This is a genomic window from Marinimicrobium locisalis (assembly GCF_039822625.1).
In the GTDB taxonomy this organism is placed as follows: domain Bacteria; phylum Pseudomonadota; class Gammaproteobacteria; order Pseudomonadales; family Cellvibrionaceae; genus Marinimicrobium; species Marinimicrobium locisalis.
Window position 1 is genome coordinate 38,650 of sequence record NZ_JBDLLG010000018.1, and the last position, 14,514, is coordinate 53,163.

The following is a 14,514-nucleotide window of genomic DNA, read 5'->3' on the forward strand; positions in this document are numbered from 1 at the left end:
ACATATGTATCGATATATAGCGATTTTCTGGAACAGCTTCTCGTATCCGTCAGTAAATCAAGCCAGGCAAGTTAAGGCAAAGATAGAAACAAAATTTCCCAGTATGACATGCGCCTTAAAATCGGCTGATGCTGCAATCTACCATCAAAGTGACGACCAGGGAATATTTGAATGCAGCCAAGCGGGATCGCTCGTCATTTTTGGCAAGGTATTTGTTAAAAATTTCGGAACTGATATCGTGCCTGACACTGCCGTGTTCGACACCGGCTCTGCCACGGACGTTTGTAACAGTCAGGGGCGCGCACTCCTGAAAAACTACTGGGGAAGGTATATTGCATTTGGTTGTGACTCGAAGAAGGAAAAGTGGTTTGCTTTGCGAGACCCAACCGGAGAAATACCTTGCCATATCACCGTTATGGAACATGTCACCGTATTTTTCTCCAATACGGAGGACTGTTTGAAGCTGCAATTACGCCAGTTCTCCATTAACTGGCCCTACTTTGCCAGCTCGCTCATCCTTCCATTTCGAGATGGCAGCCAGACAGGTCTCAAAGAAATCACAACGCTGGAAGCAGCGGAGACGATGACTATTGAAAATGGAACTCCTGTGGCGCGAGAATCCCATTGGGATGTGGTACAAGCCGCCGCCGAGGACCCAATAACCGACTTGAACGAAGCTGTTCAGCTTGCACGAACAACCCTGCTTGGTTGTATTGGTGCATTGGCAAGCCAGCATACCCACATTCAGTTGAAGCTCTCTGGCGGGCTTGATTCCTCAATCGTCTTGGCGGGTTTGCTTCATGCCCCCTCAAAGCCCGAGGTAGAGTGCGTTCACCATTACGACCCCGGCATCGGAGCGGATGAAAGGGAGTATGCAAGAATGGCGGTTGCAGGAGCCTCCCAATCCTCAGGCAGAACCTGCGAGCTTATTGAGCATGAACGAAGACCTTACTGCTCCTTGGAAGAAATAATGGATTTCCCACGGACTGCTCGGCTCCTCTACTGCTCAGGCTACCTTCTCCATCGCGACGTCGGATCAATTAGCGCATTAAGCGGGGCGTCAACCCGATTTACGGGCGTGGGGGGCGATGCGGTATTCCTTCGTTTCAAGGGTAACGGCGGCGCGATCGACTACGCTTGGCGTCACGGGATTAACCTGGAGTTACTGCGGGTCGCACTCGAAACCGCTCAGTCCGGTGATTCATTCTATGGGGTTTTAATGGACGCTTTTCGTTATGGAGTGCTCAAGAAGCCGCTTTCCGCGAATAAAAGGTGGGGAAGCCCTTGCGAATGGCTTCGCGCTGGCGCCAATCAAGCCGAACCCCAACCCGCGTGGATGCGACACGCGCTTGCAAAAGGCTACTCCCTCTCCCCAAACAAGTTGACCCATATCAGCCGAATGGTTTTCCCCACCAATGTTCTGGACCCTTTCGAAGGGACCGGTAGCTGGCATGGTGTCTCGCCCATCAGCGCCCAGCCTGTTGTAGAGCTGTTTGCTCGGATGCCCCTTCATATTCTTATGGCGGATGCTGAAGATAGAACCATTGCACGCCGTGCCTTTGAGGGACTATTGCCAGAGCGCCTCTTGTCTCGAAGGGTTAAATGTTACCTTGACGATCACGCGCTCGCGGTCACTCAACACCACCGTGACTTTATAAGACATATGCTGGTTGACGGCATCCTGGCAAAGCAGGGATACGTCGACAGTGCCGCCGCACACGCTGGCATACGAAGCTTGGGCCCAGACAATTCGTCCCAAGTGCTGGGACTGTTCGGCCCCCAACTCAATATCGAAGCATGGTTAAGAAAATGGATGGGTTAGCTTAATGGCGCGAAACCCTGACAAGCTAAGACCGCCTGCCCATTTCTTCCAAGTATAAGCTTTCCAGATCGTTCGCCGTGATCTTTGAAGCGTCCACGGTCCGGCGCAGCCGGCCAGCCTGCATAATGCCAATGGTGGTGGCCACCTCCCGCGCGCGGAAAAGATCATGGGTCGCCATCAGGATTGCCGCGCCTTGATCGCGTTGGCGCATGAGCAGCTCGTGGAATTCAGACGATGCCTCGGGGTCAAGACCGGACGAGGGCTCGTCGAGCAGCAGGGCTTTGGCCTCCTTGATTATGGCCAGCGCTATGCCGACCTTCTGGCGCATCCCCTTGGAATATTGGCCGACTCGTCGGTTGAAGGCGTTAGCGGCGAGGCCCGCCTCGGTCAGGGACTCGCGTAAGCGCGCGGGGGAGCGGTCCGCCACTCCGGCTAAACGCGCGAAGTAGTCCAGATTCTCGTAACCGGTCAGTTCGTCATAGAGGGCCACGGTCTCCGGGATGTAGAGAAGCCGACGGCGAACCGCCTGCGGTTCTTGTTGAGGGTCGAGACCGTCCACCTCGGCGCAGCCCGATGTCGGCTTCAAAAAGCCGAGGAACAGCTTGATGGTCGTCGACTTGCCGGCACCGTTCGCTCCGAGCAAGCAGTAGACCTCCCCCGGTCCCACCGTGAAGTTGACATCGTCAAGCGCCCGGTGCGCGCCGTGATCTTTGGTCAAGTTCTTTGCGCAAAGCATGGGAGATTTCCTAGGGTGTCGCCGCCTGACCACGCAGGCATCGAGCGGCGATCAGAATAAGCAGGTTGGCGATGAATAAGGTTGCGAGATCCGCCAGTACGCCAGATTGGAAAGCGCCACCCGTTCCCCGGAGTTGAAAGCGGGGGGCGTTATCGTATTCGGCAGGTGTCAGCAGAGCATCGCGGTCCAGGTGGCTCTTGTACAGGTGCCGAAGTTCCAACTGGGCCGCGCGCGCCTGATCCTCGAAGGCAAGCGCGCGATCAGCGTCCGAACCGGCGATGCGGTCGAGCGCATCCTGCACCGCGACCGACGGCAGGAAAAAACGCACGGCGTCGAGCGCATCACGCCGCGCTCGCTTCGCCTGCTGGTGGGCCGCAATCATCGGCGCAATTTCGTTGTCGAGAGCAACACGATCGGCATAGAGAGCTCGCAAGCGCTCAGGAATCGTCGGCGCTGGCGAACGGGCCGGTGCCGGATTGGCTTCGCGATCAAGGCGCTGGCGCTCGGTGATCTCGGCCTTGCGGGCCTTCAACTCGGTCGCAAAGCCCATCTCCGAGGGCGCCGGTGCGACCAGATCAACGGCGGTTAAGGTCAATGACGGTGCCATCACCACGACCAATAGCCAGATGGCGCCCGCCGCAATGGCCGCTTCGGTTGAACGACGGGTAACAAGGTTGATCACCACTGCAATGACCAGCCAGAAGGCCCCGTAAAGTATCACTGCCAGCGCTAGCGCGGCGAGGCCAAGCGGTTCTCGCGCCCCGGCCCAGGCGGCGACCGCGAGGACAATCGCGGTGGCGGGAAAGAGTACCACCAATCCCCGGGTCAGCGCTTTTACGGCGATGAGTGGCCCAATCGCAACAGGTTGCGACAGCACCATGGCGGCGATACCCCGCTCACGCTCGCCAGACCAGAGATCATAGGCGGCGGCGAGAATGACCAGCGGCAACAGAAAGACGATTACAAAGGCCAGGTCGAAGCGGCCTGCGGCGCGCACAGCCGGACTGCCAATATCCGACCACACGCGTTCGAAAAGCATGGTGTAATCCCCCAATGCAGAGACATCGGCGTTGAACGGATAATTGTCAGCCTGACCCATCGAGACAGGGGCCATGACTCCGGGGGGCAGCGCGGCCAATAAGCCGGGCACCACCAACTGCGTCTCCACAAACCGGCGCCCAAACGCTATGCGTTCCTGTTCCTCCGCCTTGATCAATGCAATGGCCGCTTCACGCTTTTGCACCCAGTCGGCACCATTCCATGCCGCATAGCCGCCAAACCCCAGCAGCAGGCTCAACAGCACTGGCAGGGCGCGGTCGCGAACAAGTCGGCGGGCCTCATAACCCACGATGACAAAGCAACTCATGAGCGGCGCCCCAGATGCCGGGCCGATACGGCCGTCATGCCGATCGCGAATACACCCCAGACCAGCAGGATCACCAGGTTTGGCATCTGCGCCGCCGCCACATCGCTCAGCGGCCGCTGACCCGGCGTATAGGCGACATCGCGTGTAATAGTGGCAATATCAGCGCGGTAGTATCGCTCGCCGGACGACCGTTTGTGGTTTTTAATCTCTGCATTCAATGTCTGGATCAGCCGGAAGCGATAGTCCTCGACACCGCGAAGGTAACTCAGGTGAGCGTCTAAGTCGGTATGGGCAAAGGCGCGCGACCAGGGCTGCAGGGAGAGGGCCGGTGAGAGGACGGCAAATAGGCGTTGCACCCTCTCCTGCCGGTGGTAAACAGCGTAGAGCTGATCGAAATGCCGGTTGTAGAGCTCCGTGGAGAGTTCTTCGCCGTACTCATATTTGGCACCCCTGAAGTTGATGGGAAGGTCTTCAATAGCGCTTACGTCATAGCGCGCCAAGAGCTCGGCCTTGAACGCTTCTACCCCCTCGTCCGTGGAATCGTGAACATCAACGCCTTTTTCCGCTTCCTCCGCGACGGCCGCTCTTAACGCAGGGGCGGAGGGGGTGGGCTCCAGACTTTCGGCCACAGCGGGCGCGACACGCGGCACCAGCAAGGTGGACACGGCCCAGAAACCGAGCAGAAAAACCAGAGCCGTACGCGCCGACGCGAACAGGCCCGACGCGGCGACGGTAAGGGCACAAAACACCAGCAGATAAAGCGCATAAACGCCGCCGAGGACGGCAAGCCCCACCATTTCCACCCGACCCACCCCCTGCAGAAGTATGGCCGGAAGGCTCACGCCGACCAGGACGAGCGCCAGCAATCCCGCTGCCGCGGTTAACGCAAGTAGCCGCCCCCCAACCAGCGCCGTGGTCGAGGCGCCTGCGCCGAGTTCCTGTCTCAGTCGTGCCCGCGCGACGTCGCCGGACATGGTGGCGAAGCCCGCCAGAATAATCAGCAAGGGCGCGATAACCTGCAGCGTCCAGGCCGCCGAGAAACCGCCGAAGCGGCTGAGGGCGGCGCCCCCCTCAATCGGCCTGTGGCGAGCGGGATTCTGCGCATGACCCTCGATGAAAACCGATGCGCCGACAAAGTCGGATAGGCCCGGATCGAAGGCCGCCAGCGGACGCACTGGCGCGGGCACGGCACGGCCCACATGAACGGCGTCGTGAGGGTCGGTCACGCCCTGGCTATCCCACAGCCGCTCCTCCTGCTCTGCCACGGCGCGTCGCTCTTGCGCCTGAGCCACCAGCCGCGCCGAGCTTGTGGCGACCGACGCGCCGGCGAGCAGCAAGACCGCAAGCGCAAGCCAGAGCAAGCGCCGCTCGCGCCACATGAGCTTGAGCTGCGTTGCGGCTACACCGAGAGCCTGGGAAAAAATCGACATCGGGACGATACTCTTCGAGACCGAGTTTTTGCTCAAGTCATCGTTACCAACTTACCATTCGTAAGTCATAGACAGGGAAGCAAAGCGCCCCAACGCGGTGGCATTGGTGGGATCGTAACCCGTGCCTCGGGCATTTTCGACGAAGGGCGGATCCTCATCGAAAACATTCTGCACGTTCAAGGCGAGGCTGGTCTCCCCCACAAAGTGGTACTGGAGGTTGAAGTCCACCGTCGTCCAGGAATCCACGGTGGGGTCCTCGAGGTTGGACGGGTCGCGATAGCCATCAACATAGTTCACAAACAAACCACCTGACAGTTTGTGCCGAGTCAGTGCAACTCCGCTGCGCACCTTTAGGTCGACAGGAAAGTACACCTTGTTCAACGCCTCGGCTTCGGGAGACGTGCTGGTCAGCTGGCGGGTGGAATCAATGATGTACCAGGCGGCAAGGCTCAGGTCGACGCGGTTCTCACCCACGTTAAAGTCGTACAAGAGGTCGAGATCGACACCCCGCTGCGAAGTTTCCGCATTGTTGCGGACGCGATTGTCGAGGATGACCTCAGTGTCGTATTCGTCCTGATCCTCGGGAACCGCATAGGGCCCGCCCCGAATAATCCGAAAGGCGGTACCGGAAAGCCCCAGTTCTCTAGCGCTCTCAATTTCCTGTGGCGTCGGGTTGAATGTCAGAATGGATGCATAGGGATCGGTGGACTCGGCAAAGAGGTTCCCATAGCTGCCCGAATACCCGACGTCAATCCGGTCGGAGTAATCGATCTGGTAGTAGTTGGCTTGAACGCTGAGGCCGGCGATCGATTCCGGCGCGAAGGTGAAGCCGCCCGTCCAGGTCTCTGCGCGCTCGGGACCGAGGTCGGGATTGCCATTGGAGAGTACCATGGTATTAGTTCCGCCCCCCGGAGCATCGGGGTTGGGCAAACTGAAGACATAGGCACCGTTGTTCGTCTTCATGTCCGTAAACACGGGGGCCCGAAATGATCGTCCGTAGCTCGCCCGAAACGCCAGCTCGTCCGTCACCTCCCATAAAACGCCATATTTCGGATTGGTGGTGGAGCCGAAATCACTGTAGTCGTCGTAGCGTGCTGCCAGGGTTAAAGACAAGTTGTGTACACCCGGAAGGTTTGTCAGCAGTGGAATGTTCCATTCGCTAAAAACGGCGCTAATGTCCCTGCTCGGATTATAAGGCTCTTCCAGACCGCGATAGTCAATGAGCTCATATTCGTCGCGCCGCAAGCTGGCCCCGACAGCGGCACGCACGGCGCCAGCGGGGAGTGTGAACAGGTCCCCATCTGCAATCAGATCGACATAGGCTATAGTCGAGTTCGTATCCGTTGGTGGCGCCATCTCCACCACTCCGTCATCGATCGTGCTGCGTTCGTACCGAACATCGTTTCCTCCGTAACCGATGTTCAGGCGGGCTTGCCACTGCTGCGGCAGGTCCAGTGTAAGGCCGGCGAACAAGTCATACTGCTCCGTTTCTGGAAACAGGTTGGTAATGTCCCATTGACTGGCGATATTGGTATCCATTTCCCGCTTGGCGTAGGAGCCGGTCAGGTTGAGGGACAGAACATTGCTGAGTCGCTGAAGCACATCCACATAGAGACTGTGCCGTTTTGAGCCCGGATACAGATCGTAAGGCGTGTAAGCAACGTCACTGGAAAAATCCTTATCCAGCGCGGACAGGTTGTCCTGCTCCAGGTACTCATAGTTGGCCAGGGCGTGACCATCCTCCCACGACCAGCCCGCGGTCTGTGAGATTTGGTATTCACTCATTCCACCGTCGGTCACAGCACCATAGCGCACTCCCGTCTCATAACCGGTGAAGTCCCGCCGCATAATAATGTTGACGACGCCGCCGATGGCATCAGCGCCGTAAATGGCGGACGCACCGTCGGTGAGGATTTCCACTCGCTCCACGGCGCTCATCGGAATCAGCGACACGTCCACATACTGATAGCGATTCGATGCCGATACCCGGTGACCGTTGATCAGAGTCAAGGTGGTTCCAGTACCAAGCCCGCGCAAGTTGAGGGATGTTCCCTGGCCGAAATTATTCCCGGTATCACGATCCACACCCAGGTTGCCGACGTTCGCACCATTGGCACCACCGCCGAAGTTTTGCGGCAATTTTTCAAAAAACTGTTGCATCGAGGCCGCGCCAGTGTTCTCTATGGCTTCTTTGTCAAAGGTAATGACTGGAGACGGGCCTTCGACTGCAACGCCCCGGATATTGCTACCAACAACAACTATTTCCTCCGCCAGCCCCGCATTGGCGCTAGAAGGAGAGCGGCTCGCGTCAGCCACTTCGTTTGAAGCACGGGCGCTCTGTGCGAACACTGGTGTACTCGCATAAGATAGGGCAGCGATGCCAGCTACGAGCAACCTATTCGGCCTGATTTTCGGCATGTTTCTGTACCTTATTGATCAAAATTTCACATTGTTGGGTGTATCAGCTCGTTCCAGGTGCCTGCGACAAGTGCCGCACCAGAGCTACCGCTTTCGCTTTATTTGCTGCGATCCACCAGCGCTTTGCCCAGCCATCACCATAACGTTATGTTATAACATACCATGAAGGTAGTAAACACCATCGAATTCCCCGGAAATAAAGTGTATGCGCGTGTCCCCACGCGCGAAGAAGCCATGACCCCCGCTTCCATGTTGACCGCGTGCCCTGTCGTCTGCTTACGACCTGCACCAGCAAGGGCACTGAGTGGTTAAGATATGGCGATGTGGACCGCCTTCTTCGGGCACGATCTGTTGGGCGAAGCTGACGAGAAGATAGCCAGCGTGGCGGGGGCAGCGCTGATCGTTACCGGTCATCTCAAAAATCATCTCGCCTGCCGGAGAGATCATTGCCGCTGGCAAACATCCAACTGATGCGCTTCACTCGTCGGCACGACTGGAGCCAACCGCCGATAGGCTCCCGGGTTCTCCTTGCGAAGCACCGTCGGCGCGCCAACTTGGTGAACCATCAGTCGTGAGGATGGACGTGTATACAGGAGCCACTCAAGTAAATCCGTAGTAAGCAACGAGTCCCACACGAGATGAACTCGAGTATCAGGCCCTAAGTTACGCGCTGAATGCACGCACCCCTGGTTAAACAAATAAACCATGCCTTCTCGAAGGTGGTAGACATCACCATCCAGATGTACTTCGGCCGAGGGGTTTGTATCAATCGGCAAATGAAACCGAAGCCGTGCACCAACACCACCACTTTGGGTTCGGAACAACAAACACTCTTCATGTGGGGACAGTGCCGCCCCGGGCCCGAGGGTAGTAATTCTAAAATTGACCAGGTCCGGCCAGTCATTGATAAACTGACCGAGCACGGGGTAATGAGGTTCATCAAAGAACCATTTGTGACGACAACTCAGGTTGTGATCAGACGAGAAGTCGTCGCTGCGGCCCGAGTCATTCAATAGACTGTACTGCCTGACCTGCCCCGAAGATGACACCCAATTGGTCACATGTGCCTCGTCACTCACGACCGATGCGGGATTACACGCCCGATAGCGGCTGACCTCCCGCTGGAGTTCTGAAAAATAACGCGGCGCCAGGGAGAACACTTCAAGGCAGCGTATCCCGCCGCGATGCTGATCTCCCGCCAGGAGCTCCTCAAAAAAACGTGTCCGATCCATATCACCATCCTACTCCGCAATAAAGGGACAGGCGGCGAGAAGCCTGTCGGTATCGAAATAACGGGGTGCATCAATGGCAGCGCCGGAGATGGTTCGCCACCAATCTCCCTCCAGATTGAGCAATACCGGGCTCGGTTCGTCGATATCAAGTGACGCGAAATAGTCCAAAAACTTGGAGCGATCACCCGAGGGGAGTGGCCTCAGCTCCGACCATACGGCCGGTTTTCCATACGCATGAGCCACGATAATTCCATGAAGGGAGGAGGACACAATCAAATCACAACAACAAATTTGATCAATAACCCGCTCAACTGGATCTTGTATATCGATGCACAGAACACCTTCTGGCATGGTGTAACGGCCTTGCACCCTGGCCCTGTCAGAAAAGTGCAGAACAAGACCGATACGAGCCGGAGCGAGCGACGTCTCGGGGCGATAAAGGCGCGGCAGAAGCCACGCCGGGTCACCGAACACGGAGGGACAAGGCACGCCATTGAGCTCTAGCCGTCGTTTTGTCAACGGCCCTCGAACCGCTCGCACATCCAGCTCCGTCGCGATGGGCAAACTCCCAGTCATCACTCCAGAACCCCAAACGGTGCAGGGCGGGGAAACGTATTCCACGATACTGCCACTGATGGCCAACTTATGTTCAGGGGCGTCCGGCCTTCGAAACCTGGGATGCTGTCCAGTCAGTTGCCATATTAGCCAAGGGGTCAAGGCGTCACCAAAATTAGGTCGGCTAGGAATTTTGCACCAAAATGCATGGATTGGAGTAGTCACGTTATATTCACCCCTATGCCGTCGCAATGTCGCGGAGAACAGTTCGGCGGGTCGCGGGACTCACGCGTTCCCAGCTCCAAAACCAATGGCAGTATTTGGCCTCTGGCCGCATCTTCGCCACATCCACCCACTCGAACTTCTCTGGATGATAGCGATAGGCGAAGGCCCCCATTACGTTAAACTCTGAAAAGCCACGGGCCGGCTGCGCCTGAATCCACTGCTCCAACGTACACCCTTTCGTTCGCTCACAGAACTGTCGAACATCGGCGTATAGCCAACGGGGAAAGGTAAACGGCGGGTACTGCATAAAATCCAGTTCCGGCGTCCATCCCAAAAAATTCGTCGTGGGTGCTGTCCAGGGCCAGTGGCGAGGGAGCTCCTGCCTGGCACGAGTGTACACCGTGGGACGGCCACCGGGAGCCAGCGCTTCGGGGGTAACGTCCTGATGAAAAACGCAATCAGAATCCACATGACATATCAATTCGGCACTGCTGTATATGTCAGCGTAGAGTTTCGTAATCTGCTGACCGAGATAATCGTCGTCGTAGTCCCGACAATACTGCAAACGCACTCCCTGAGGGAGAGCCAACCGCGCCTCAATCCATGGTCGACTCGAAACCGGAGCAACCAAAACAACGTCAGAAAAATCCACACAGAATTTTTCAATGGCGGCCAAACACAGTTCCAGCCAGTCTAGGTCGCGCCAGTAACTACGAATAACAATATCGCAACGCATCACAATCTTTCCCAGTCCATTATTGGACATTACGGCCCGCGATACGGATCTATCCAAAAGCCTTGACGAAACATTCCCGTATACGGCAACATCCAACTAAGCTTATATTTAATTAAAACCAAAAGCCACTTCGTTCGGTCGACAAACATTCACTATTAACTGCCTATGCGCCATGGTATAAAAGGGAGGCGGCATATGTCGAAGAGCAATGACGAAAGAGCGGCTCACGCGGTGGATGTCTGGTCTGGCGAGAACCGCTGCGATCCGGTTGCCATGTTTCGCCACCACCCTCTTGTCGTTCCCGAAGAAGAACTCACTCAAGCGATTGAGTCCGAGCGTTTTATTATCCCCAGGTACGATGTCTTTGACGTAGAGCTCCCGACTCTCGCAAACTGGCTGGAATTCAATCTTCCAAGTTCGCCAATTTCTAAGGAGACAAGAGACGCACTCTTATCGGATATACTGTATGTCGCGCAACAAGTTGACACCATAAATCCAACCAAGTGGTTTCGACTGCGCATTTTTACCGAACGCCCAACGACGCGCTGCGGGTTTCACGTCGATACCGTACCGCCAGGAGCCCCGACGTGGGGGGCTATTAAAGTCTACAATGGAACGGGGACGCTTTGGGTGAGCCCGAAGGACGTCCGCTCAATGGATCTTTTCTATCGCCACCTTCAACGCCATGAAAACCATCGGCGCTTACAGCTCCCTGACCAGGGCCACTCACCTTGCGAAAACTTAACCGAATTCTGCCTGCCCTATGCGACCATCAATCACGTCGAGCCGGGAACCACGGCATTCTTTAAGCATATCAACGCCGACCGGCATGGATCGGATCACCCAACCGATCAAGCTTGGATTCACAGCTCACCCTCGGATGGGCCGAGCCGGTTAGTGGTAAACCTTTCCCCGGGCGCCAACCCGGCTCGGTACAGACCAACTTAGCTCGCCGAGGGCTCAATTTGCAACGGGCGCCGCTCTTCTATGCCGGGGTCCAAGGTTTTCAACAACCCCGCCAACGCCTGTTCAGCTCTACGGGGGCCAAAGCTATTCATGTAAGCGAGCCTAGGATGAAACCGCTTTGACATTATCTCTTCCGCACACGGCAACACATCGTGCTCACCCGAGAAAAAACGCCCGGACATAGCGGTGATGTATTTCCAACCACCGAGGATATTCTCATTCATGAGGATGGGTACATCCAGGCAAAGCGCCTCGGCAATGATTCTGGGCGAGGCATCGGCAACGTTCGGTACAAACAAGAACCTGCACCTGGACAGCAGCCCCAGAAACCGCTCATAAGGCAGCCAGGACTTTGTTGTCACCCCTTGAGGCGGCGTCCACCTCTTGGGGGCCCCGCCTACAACGACGCCCCGTAAACCCAGCTGGCGAGTAAAACTTTCGATACAAGCCTTCGCCATCGGCCAGTTCTTCGCTCTTTGCTTCCAAGGCTCTTGTGCCCCGATGTAAGCAAAATCAAAGACTTCCTCCCCCGGCTCCGCATTGAAGCGAAACGGACTTATCAACGAAGAGTCCGTAAAGTCCGACAATGACACTAGGGCGTGCGGGACCCCCCTCGGTATATATTGTTCAGGCTGGCGAAAGCAATGTGCCCAGGCCTCGCAGACCGCACCATAGTCTACGGCACCATCACAGCAGTTGGCGGGAAAGTCCATAAAACTTGTCATTCCCACAAACCGGCAACCCGCGCGCCGATAACGGCAAAACAAGTCAATTCTCTCCTCCGACTGAATCGGCGCGTGTAATATTACCCAAGGCGTCACCTGCTTTGAACGATCATAGATGACTTGAAAGGGCCATTTACCCCTGGGAATCTCATCCATTTTACCTATTTTACTCCTATCGAGGGCCTTGATGACAATCACCTAACACTCTCTGCTTCGCCCAGAGCTGGCACTATAAGCTAATCCCTAACACCCGCCCAATCAGCACGAACAAAATGAAACAACAGATTTAACTGCCGATGTTCAGAGCTGGCGGACTCGCGCCAATGCGGAATCTCGCAGCCACGAAACAGAACCCCATCACCACAGCCAAACTCGACCGATCGTTTTCCCTGCGGGGTGAGAAACCAAAGCGGCCAGGCCTTGCCATGCTCGGGACGCTGCTCATCGACCAGCAAGGAGAAGGTATAGTCGCACTGCTCCCGATCAAGGTGAGCATCCAGTTCCGCACTGCCTTCGTAGGCCGAACAGATCGAGTAGGTCGGTTTCAGCGCAACGCCCGCCACTCTGGAAACGAACTCGGAAAGCTGCTGATGCAGGAACTGTGCGGTACGTTCATTGTGCCAAGCGTATCGCCGCTCGACCTGAGCGTCGCCGAGCGGCCAATCGCCCGAGGCTATCATCTTTTTATAGTAGTCAGACAGAGCCTGACGAAGAGGGTCGCGAAGTACATCATTCAACTTACAGACACCCGTCCTCTGGAGATCAATGGCGGCTTCATCTGCGAGGCGCTTTCCGTAATGCTCACGCGACCGGTACTCCTGCGCTCGGACCAGCACTGCGGAACCGCATAGCTTTCTGCGCATGGCGGGGCCCAATGAGGGCTCAGTACCGCCAGGCCTCAGCCTGGTCACGGCAAAGTAGTCCGACCGCTCAAGCCAAACCGGGCTCCATACACGGGTGGCGGGGTCTTCAACCCACAGCAGGGGGAAGTCCTGAACGAACCGTTCTCGGTTGCGAACTTTTCTTAATAGCGTCAGAGGCGGTGAGTTTCCCGGCTGCAACAACAGTGAGGGGTTAACCACCTCGTCCCCTTGGGGCTCTGCCTCTTCAACAGAATCCAAAAAACAGGAGAATCTGACCTCAGTATGATTTTCCGACCGTTTCATATCCGGCGCCGCCCCCTGGTGAAGGTAACGGATCCGACCCGCCAAAGGCTGCAGCCCCCTAATCAACTTCGGGTAAAACTGTTCATTCGTCTTCCATTTGAGTGGCGAGGGATAGGAAACAGTCGTATCGGCAAGGGGTAGAGACGCATCGGAAGTAGCTCGCAGGCGGGTACCCGGGTCTACGTCCATAAACCGGCACAAGCGCGCTACCTGCCCCTGGGGGTCAGCCAACAGGTTTTCATAGGAAATCGACGTCCATCTATCCTTGGGCAGGGTATCCAAGGCGTCAAGAATCGCCTCGTTCGCGCTACCCCACTGAAAACCTGCGATCTCTGTGAGTGTCCTCCCGTTGTACTTTTCCCAATGTTCGGGTAAAAGAAAGCTCCAGTCTTTTCTATCCCACCCTGGCAGCCCCGGAAGGGATGTGAAGCCCGGCCGGTTCCAGGCTTCAACAATGGAGGAGATATTGGGCCTAAGGTCCCTGTGCAGGTAGATAAATAGCGCATCAGGAAACGCCTTCAGAAGAAACGGCACTCGCAAGGCATTCTCAATAGTCTTATCGATATAACGCAACCCCGAAGCACGAGGCCTCAGAGACTCCTCGCGCGGGCCCCGACTGGGCGTCGGTTGGCAGTCAAGCCAGATGCCGGCTCGCAGAGCATCAACCGTGTCGGAATCGGCGTCTTGCGCCTCAAGCACTTGAGACTGAAAGTTTTTGTTCGCCAAATGAAGGGAGCTAAGTCCTTCAAAAATGTACTGCGTTTCACACCCCAGTGACCATAAGCTGGGGCTTTGCGACAACAGGTCGAAAAGAAGCGTGCTACCCGAACGCGGCGCCGCGAGGATGAAGACTGGCCGATCAAAGGAAACCTCTTCAATCGGCAGGCTTCCGGCTTCATACGCCACAGCCGCCGAGCCTTCCGAGAACATCAGGCTCTCCGCCGCGGGATCCAGCGACAGCGCCCCGCCACGAAACTCATCCCGCCCTTCTTCCGAGTCAAACAGGTACCGAGCCCTGACTGAGTTCCGGGAGGCGCGAAAATAACGTGCCTGCAAGCCCGTAATGGATGGCGGCGGCTGCATGGCGCAGCGCTTTATCGGCAGCCACGCCGAGTAACCCGCACGCGTTTTTTTGAA

General features: G+C 56.7%; 11 protein-coding genes and 1 pseudogene. 3 read left to right on the plus strand and 9 right to left on the minus strand.

Annotated elements, in window-relative coordinates:
• The first annotated feature begins 4 nt into the window (after positions 1-4).
• Entirely contained in the window at positions 5-1,822 is a 1,818-nt protein-coding gene (locus AAE514_RS12365; protein ID WP_347331854.1) for an asparagine synthase-related protein, read from the plus strand.
• A gap of 25 nt (positions 1,823-1,847) precedes the next feature.
• Here AAE514_RS12365 and AAE514_RS12370 read toward each other — a convergent pair whose 3' ends face one another.
• Genes AAE514_RS12370 through AAE514_RS12385 form a run of 4 tightly spaced genes read right to left on the minus strand, consistent with a single transcriptional unit; the run spans position 1,848 to position 7,703 of the window.
• On the minus strand, positions 1,848-2,558 hold the full coding sequence (locus AAE514_RS12370; RefSeq protein ID WP_347331855.1) for an ABC transporter ATP-binding protein: 711 nt from the start codon (positions 2,556-2,558) through the stop codon (positions 1,848-1,850).
• Between the two features lie 10 nt (positions 2,559-2,568).
• Entirely contained in the window at positions 2,569-3,924 is a 1,356-nt protein-coding gene (locus AAE514_RS12375) for an ABC transporter permease subunit (protein ID WP_347331856.1), read from the minus strand.
• Complete coding sequence (locus AAE514_RS12380; RefSeq protein ID WP_347331857.1) at positions 3,921-5,354, minus strand: DUF3526 domain-containing protein; 1,434 nt, start codon at positions 5,352-5,354, stop codon at positions 3,921-3,923. The genes AAE514_RS12375 and AAE514_RS12380 overlap by 4 nt, the downstream gene beginning before the upstream one ends.
• 51 nt (positions 5,355-5,405) lie before the next feature.
• Positions 5,406-7,703 carry a TonB-dependent receptor plug domain-containing protein gene (locus AAE514_RS12385; RefSeq protein ID WP_347331858.1) on the minus strand — a complete coding sequence of 766 codons (2,298 nt, stop codon included), beginning with the start codon at positions 7,701-7,703 and terminating at the stop codon, positions 5,406-5,408.
• 314 nt (positions 7,704-8,017) lie between these two features.
• Between AAE514_RS12385 and AAE514_RS12390 the strand changes: the two are divergent.
• Positions 8,018-8,137: pseudogene (locus AAE514_RS12390) on the plus strand (DUF1826 domain-containing protein); the annotation flags it as partial.
• Positions 8,138-8,215: 78 nt separating this feature from the next.
• Here AAE514_RS12390 and AAE514_RS12395 read toward each other — a convergent pair.
• The 3 genes from AAE514_RS12395 to AAE514_RS12405 form a co-directional block, all read right to left on the minus strand.
• Positions 8,216-9,004 (minus strand): aspartyl/asparaginyl beta-hydroxylase domain-containing protein, encoded by a 789-nt coding sequence (locus AAE514_RS12395; RefSeq protein WP_347331860.1) that lies wholly within the window; start codon positions 9,002-9,004, stop codon positions 8,216-8,218.
• Positions 9,005-9,013: 9 nt separating this feature from the next.
• Positions 9,014-9,580: a polysaccharide pyruvyl transferase family protein gene (locus tag AAE514_RS12400; RefSeq protein ID WP_347331861.1), complete on the minus strand. Its 567-nt coding sequence runs from the start codon at positions 9,578-9,580 to the stop codon at positions 9,014-9,016.
• Between the two features lie 217 nt (positions 9,581-9,797).
• On the minus strand, positions 9,798-10,349 hold the full coding sequence (locus AAE514_RS12405; protein WP_347331862.1) for a DUF6492 family protein: 552 nt from the start codon (positions 10,347-10,349) through the stop codon (positions 9,798-9,800).
• A gap of 366 nt (positions 10,350-10,715) precedes the next feature.
• On the opposite strand from AAE514_RS12405, the gene AAE514_RS12410 reads away from it, so the two are divergent.
• The gene (locus AAE514_RS12410) at positions 10,716-11,468 is read left to right on the plus strand and encodes a hypothetical protein (RefSeq protein WP_347331863.1); all 753 of its coding nucleotides are present in this window, start codon (positions 10,716-10,718) and stop codon (positions 11,466-11,468) included.
• Here the strand turns inward: AAE514_RS12410 and AAE514_RS12415 are convergent.
• Positions 11,465-11,785: a hypothetical protein gene (locus tag AAE514_RS12415; protein ID WP_347331864.1), complete on the minus strand. Its 321-nt coding sequence runs from the start codon at positions 11,783-11,785 to the stop codon at positions 11,465-11,467. The genes AAE514_RS12410 and AAE514_RS12415 overlap by 4 nt on opposite strands.
• A gap of 662 nt (positions 11,786-12,447) precedes the next feature.
• Positions 12,448-14,460: a sulfotransferase family protein gene (locus tag AAE514_RS12420; RefSeq protein WP_347331865.1), complete on the minus strand. Its 2,013-nt coding sequence runs from the start codon at positions 14,458-14,460 to the stop codon at positions 12,448-12,450.
• Positions 14,461-14,514 lie beyond the last annotated feature (54 nt).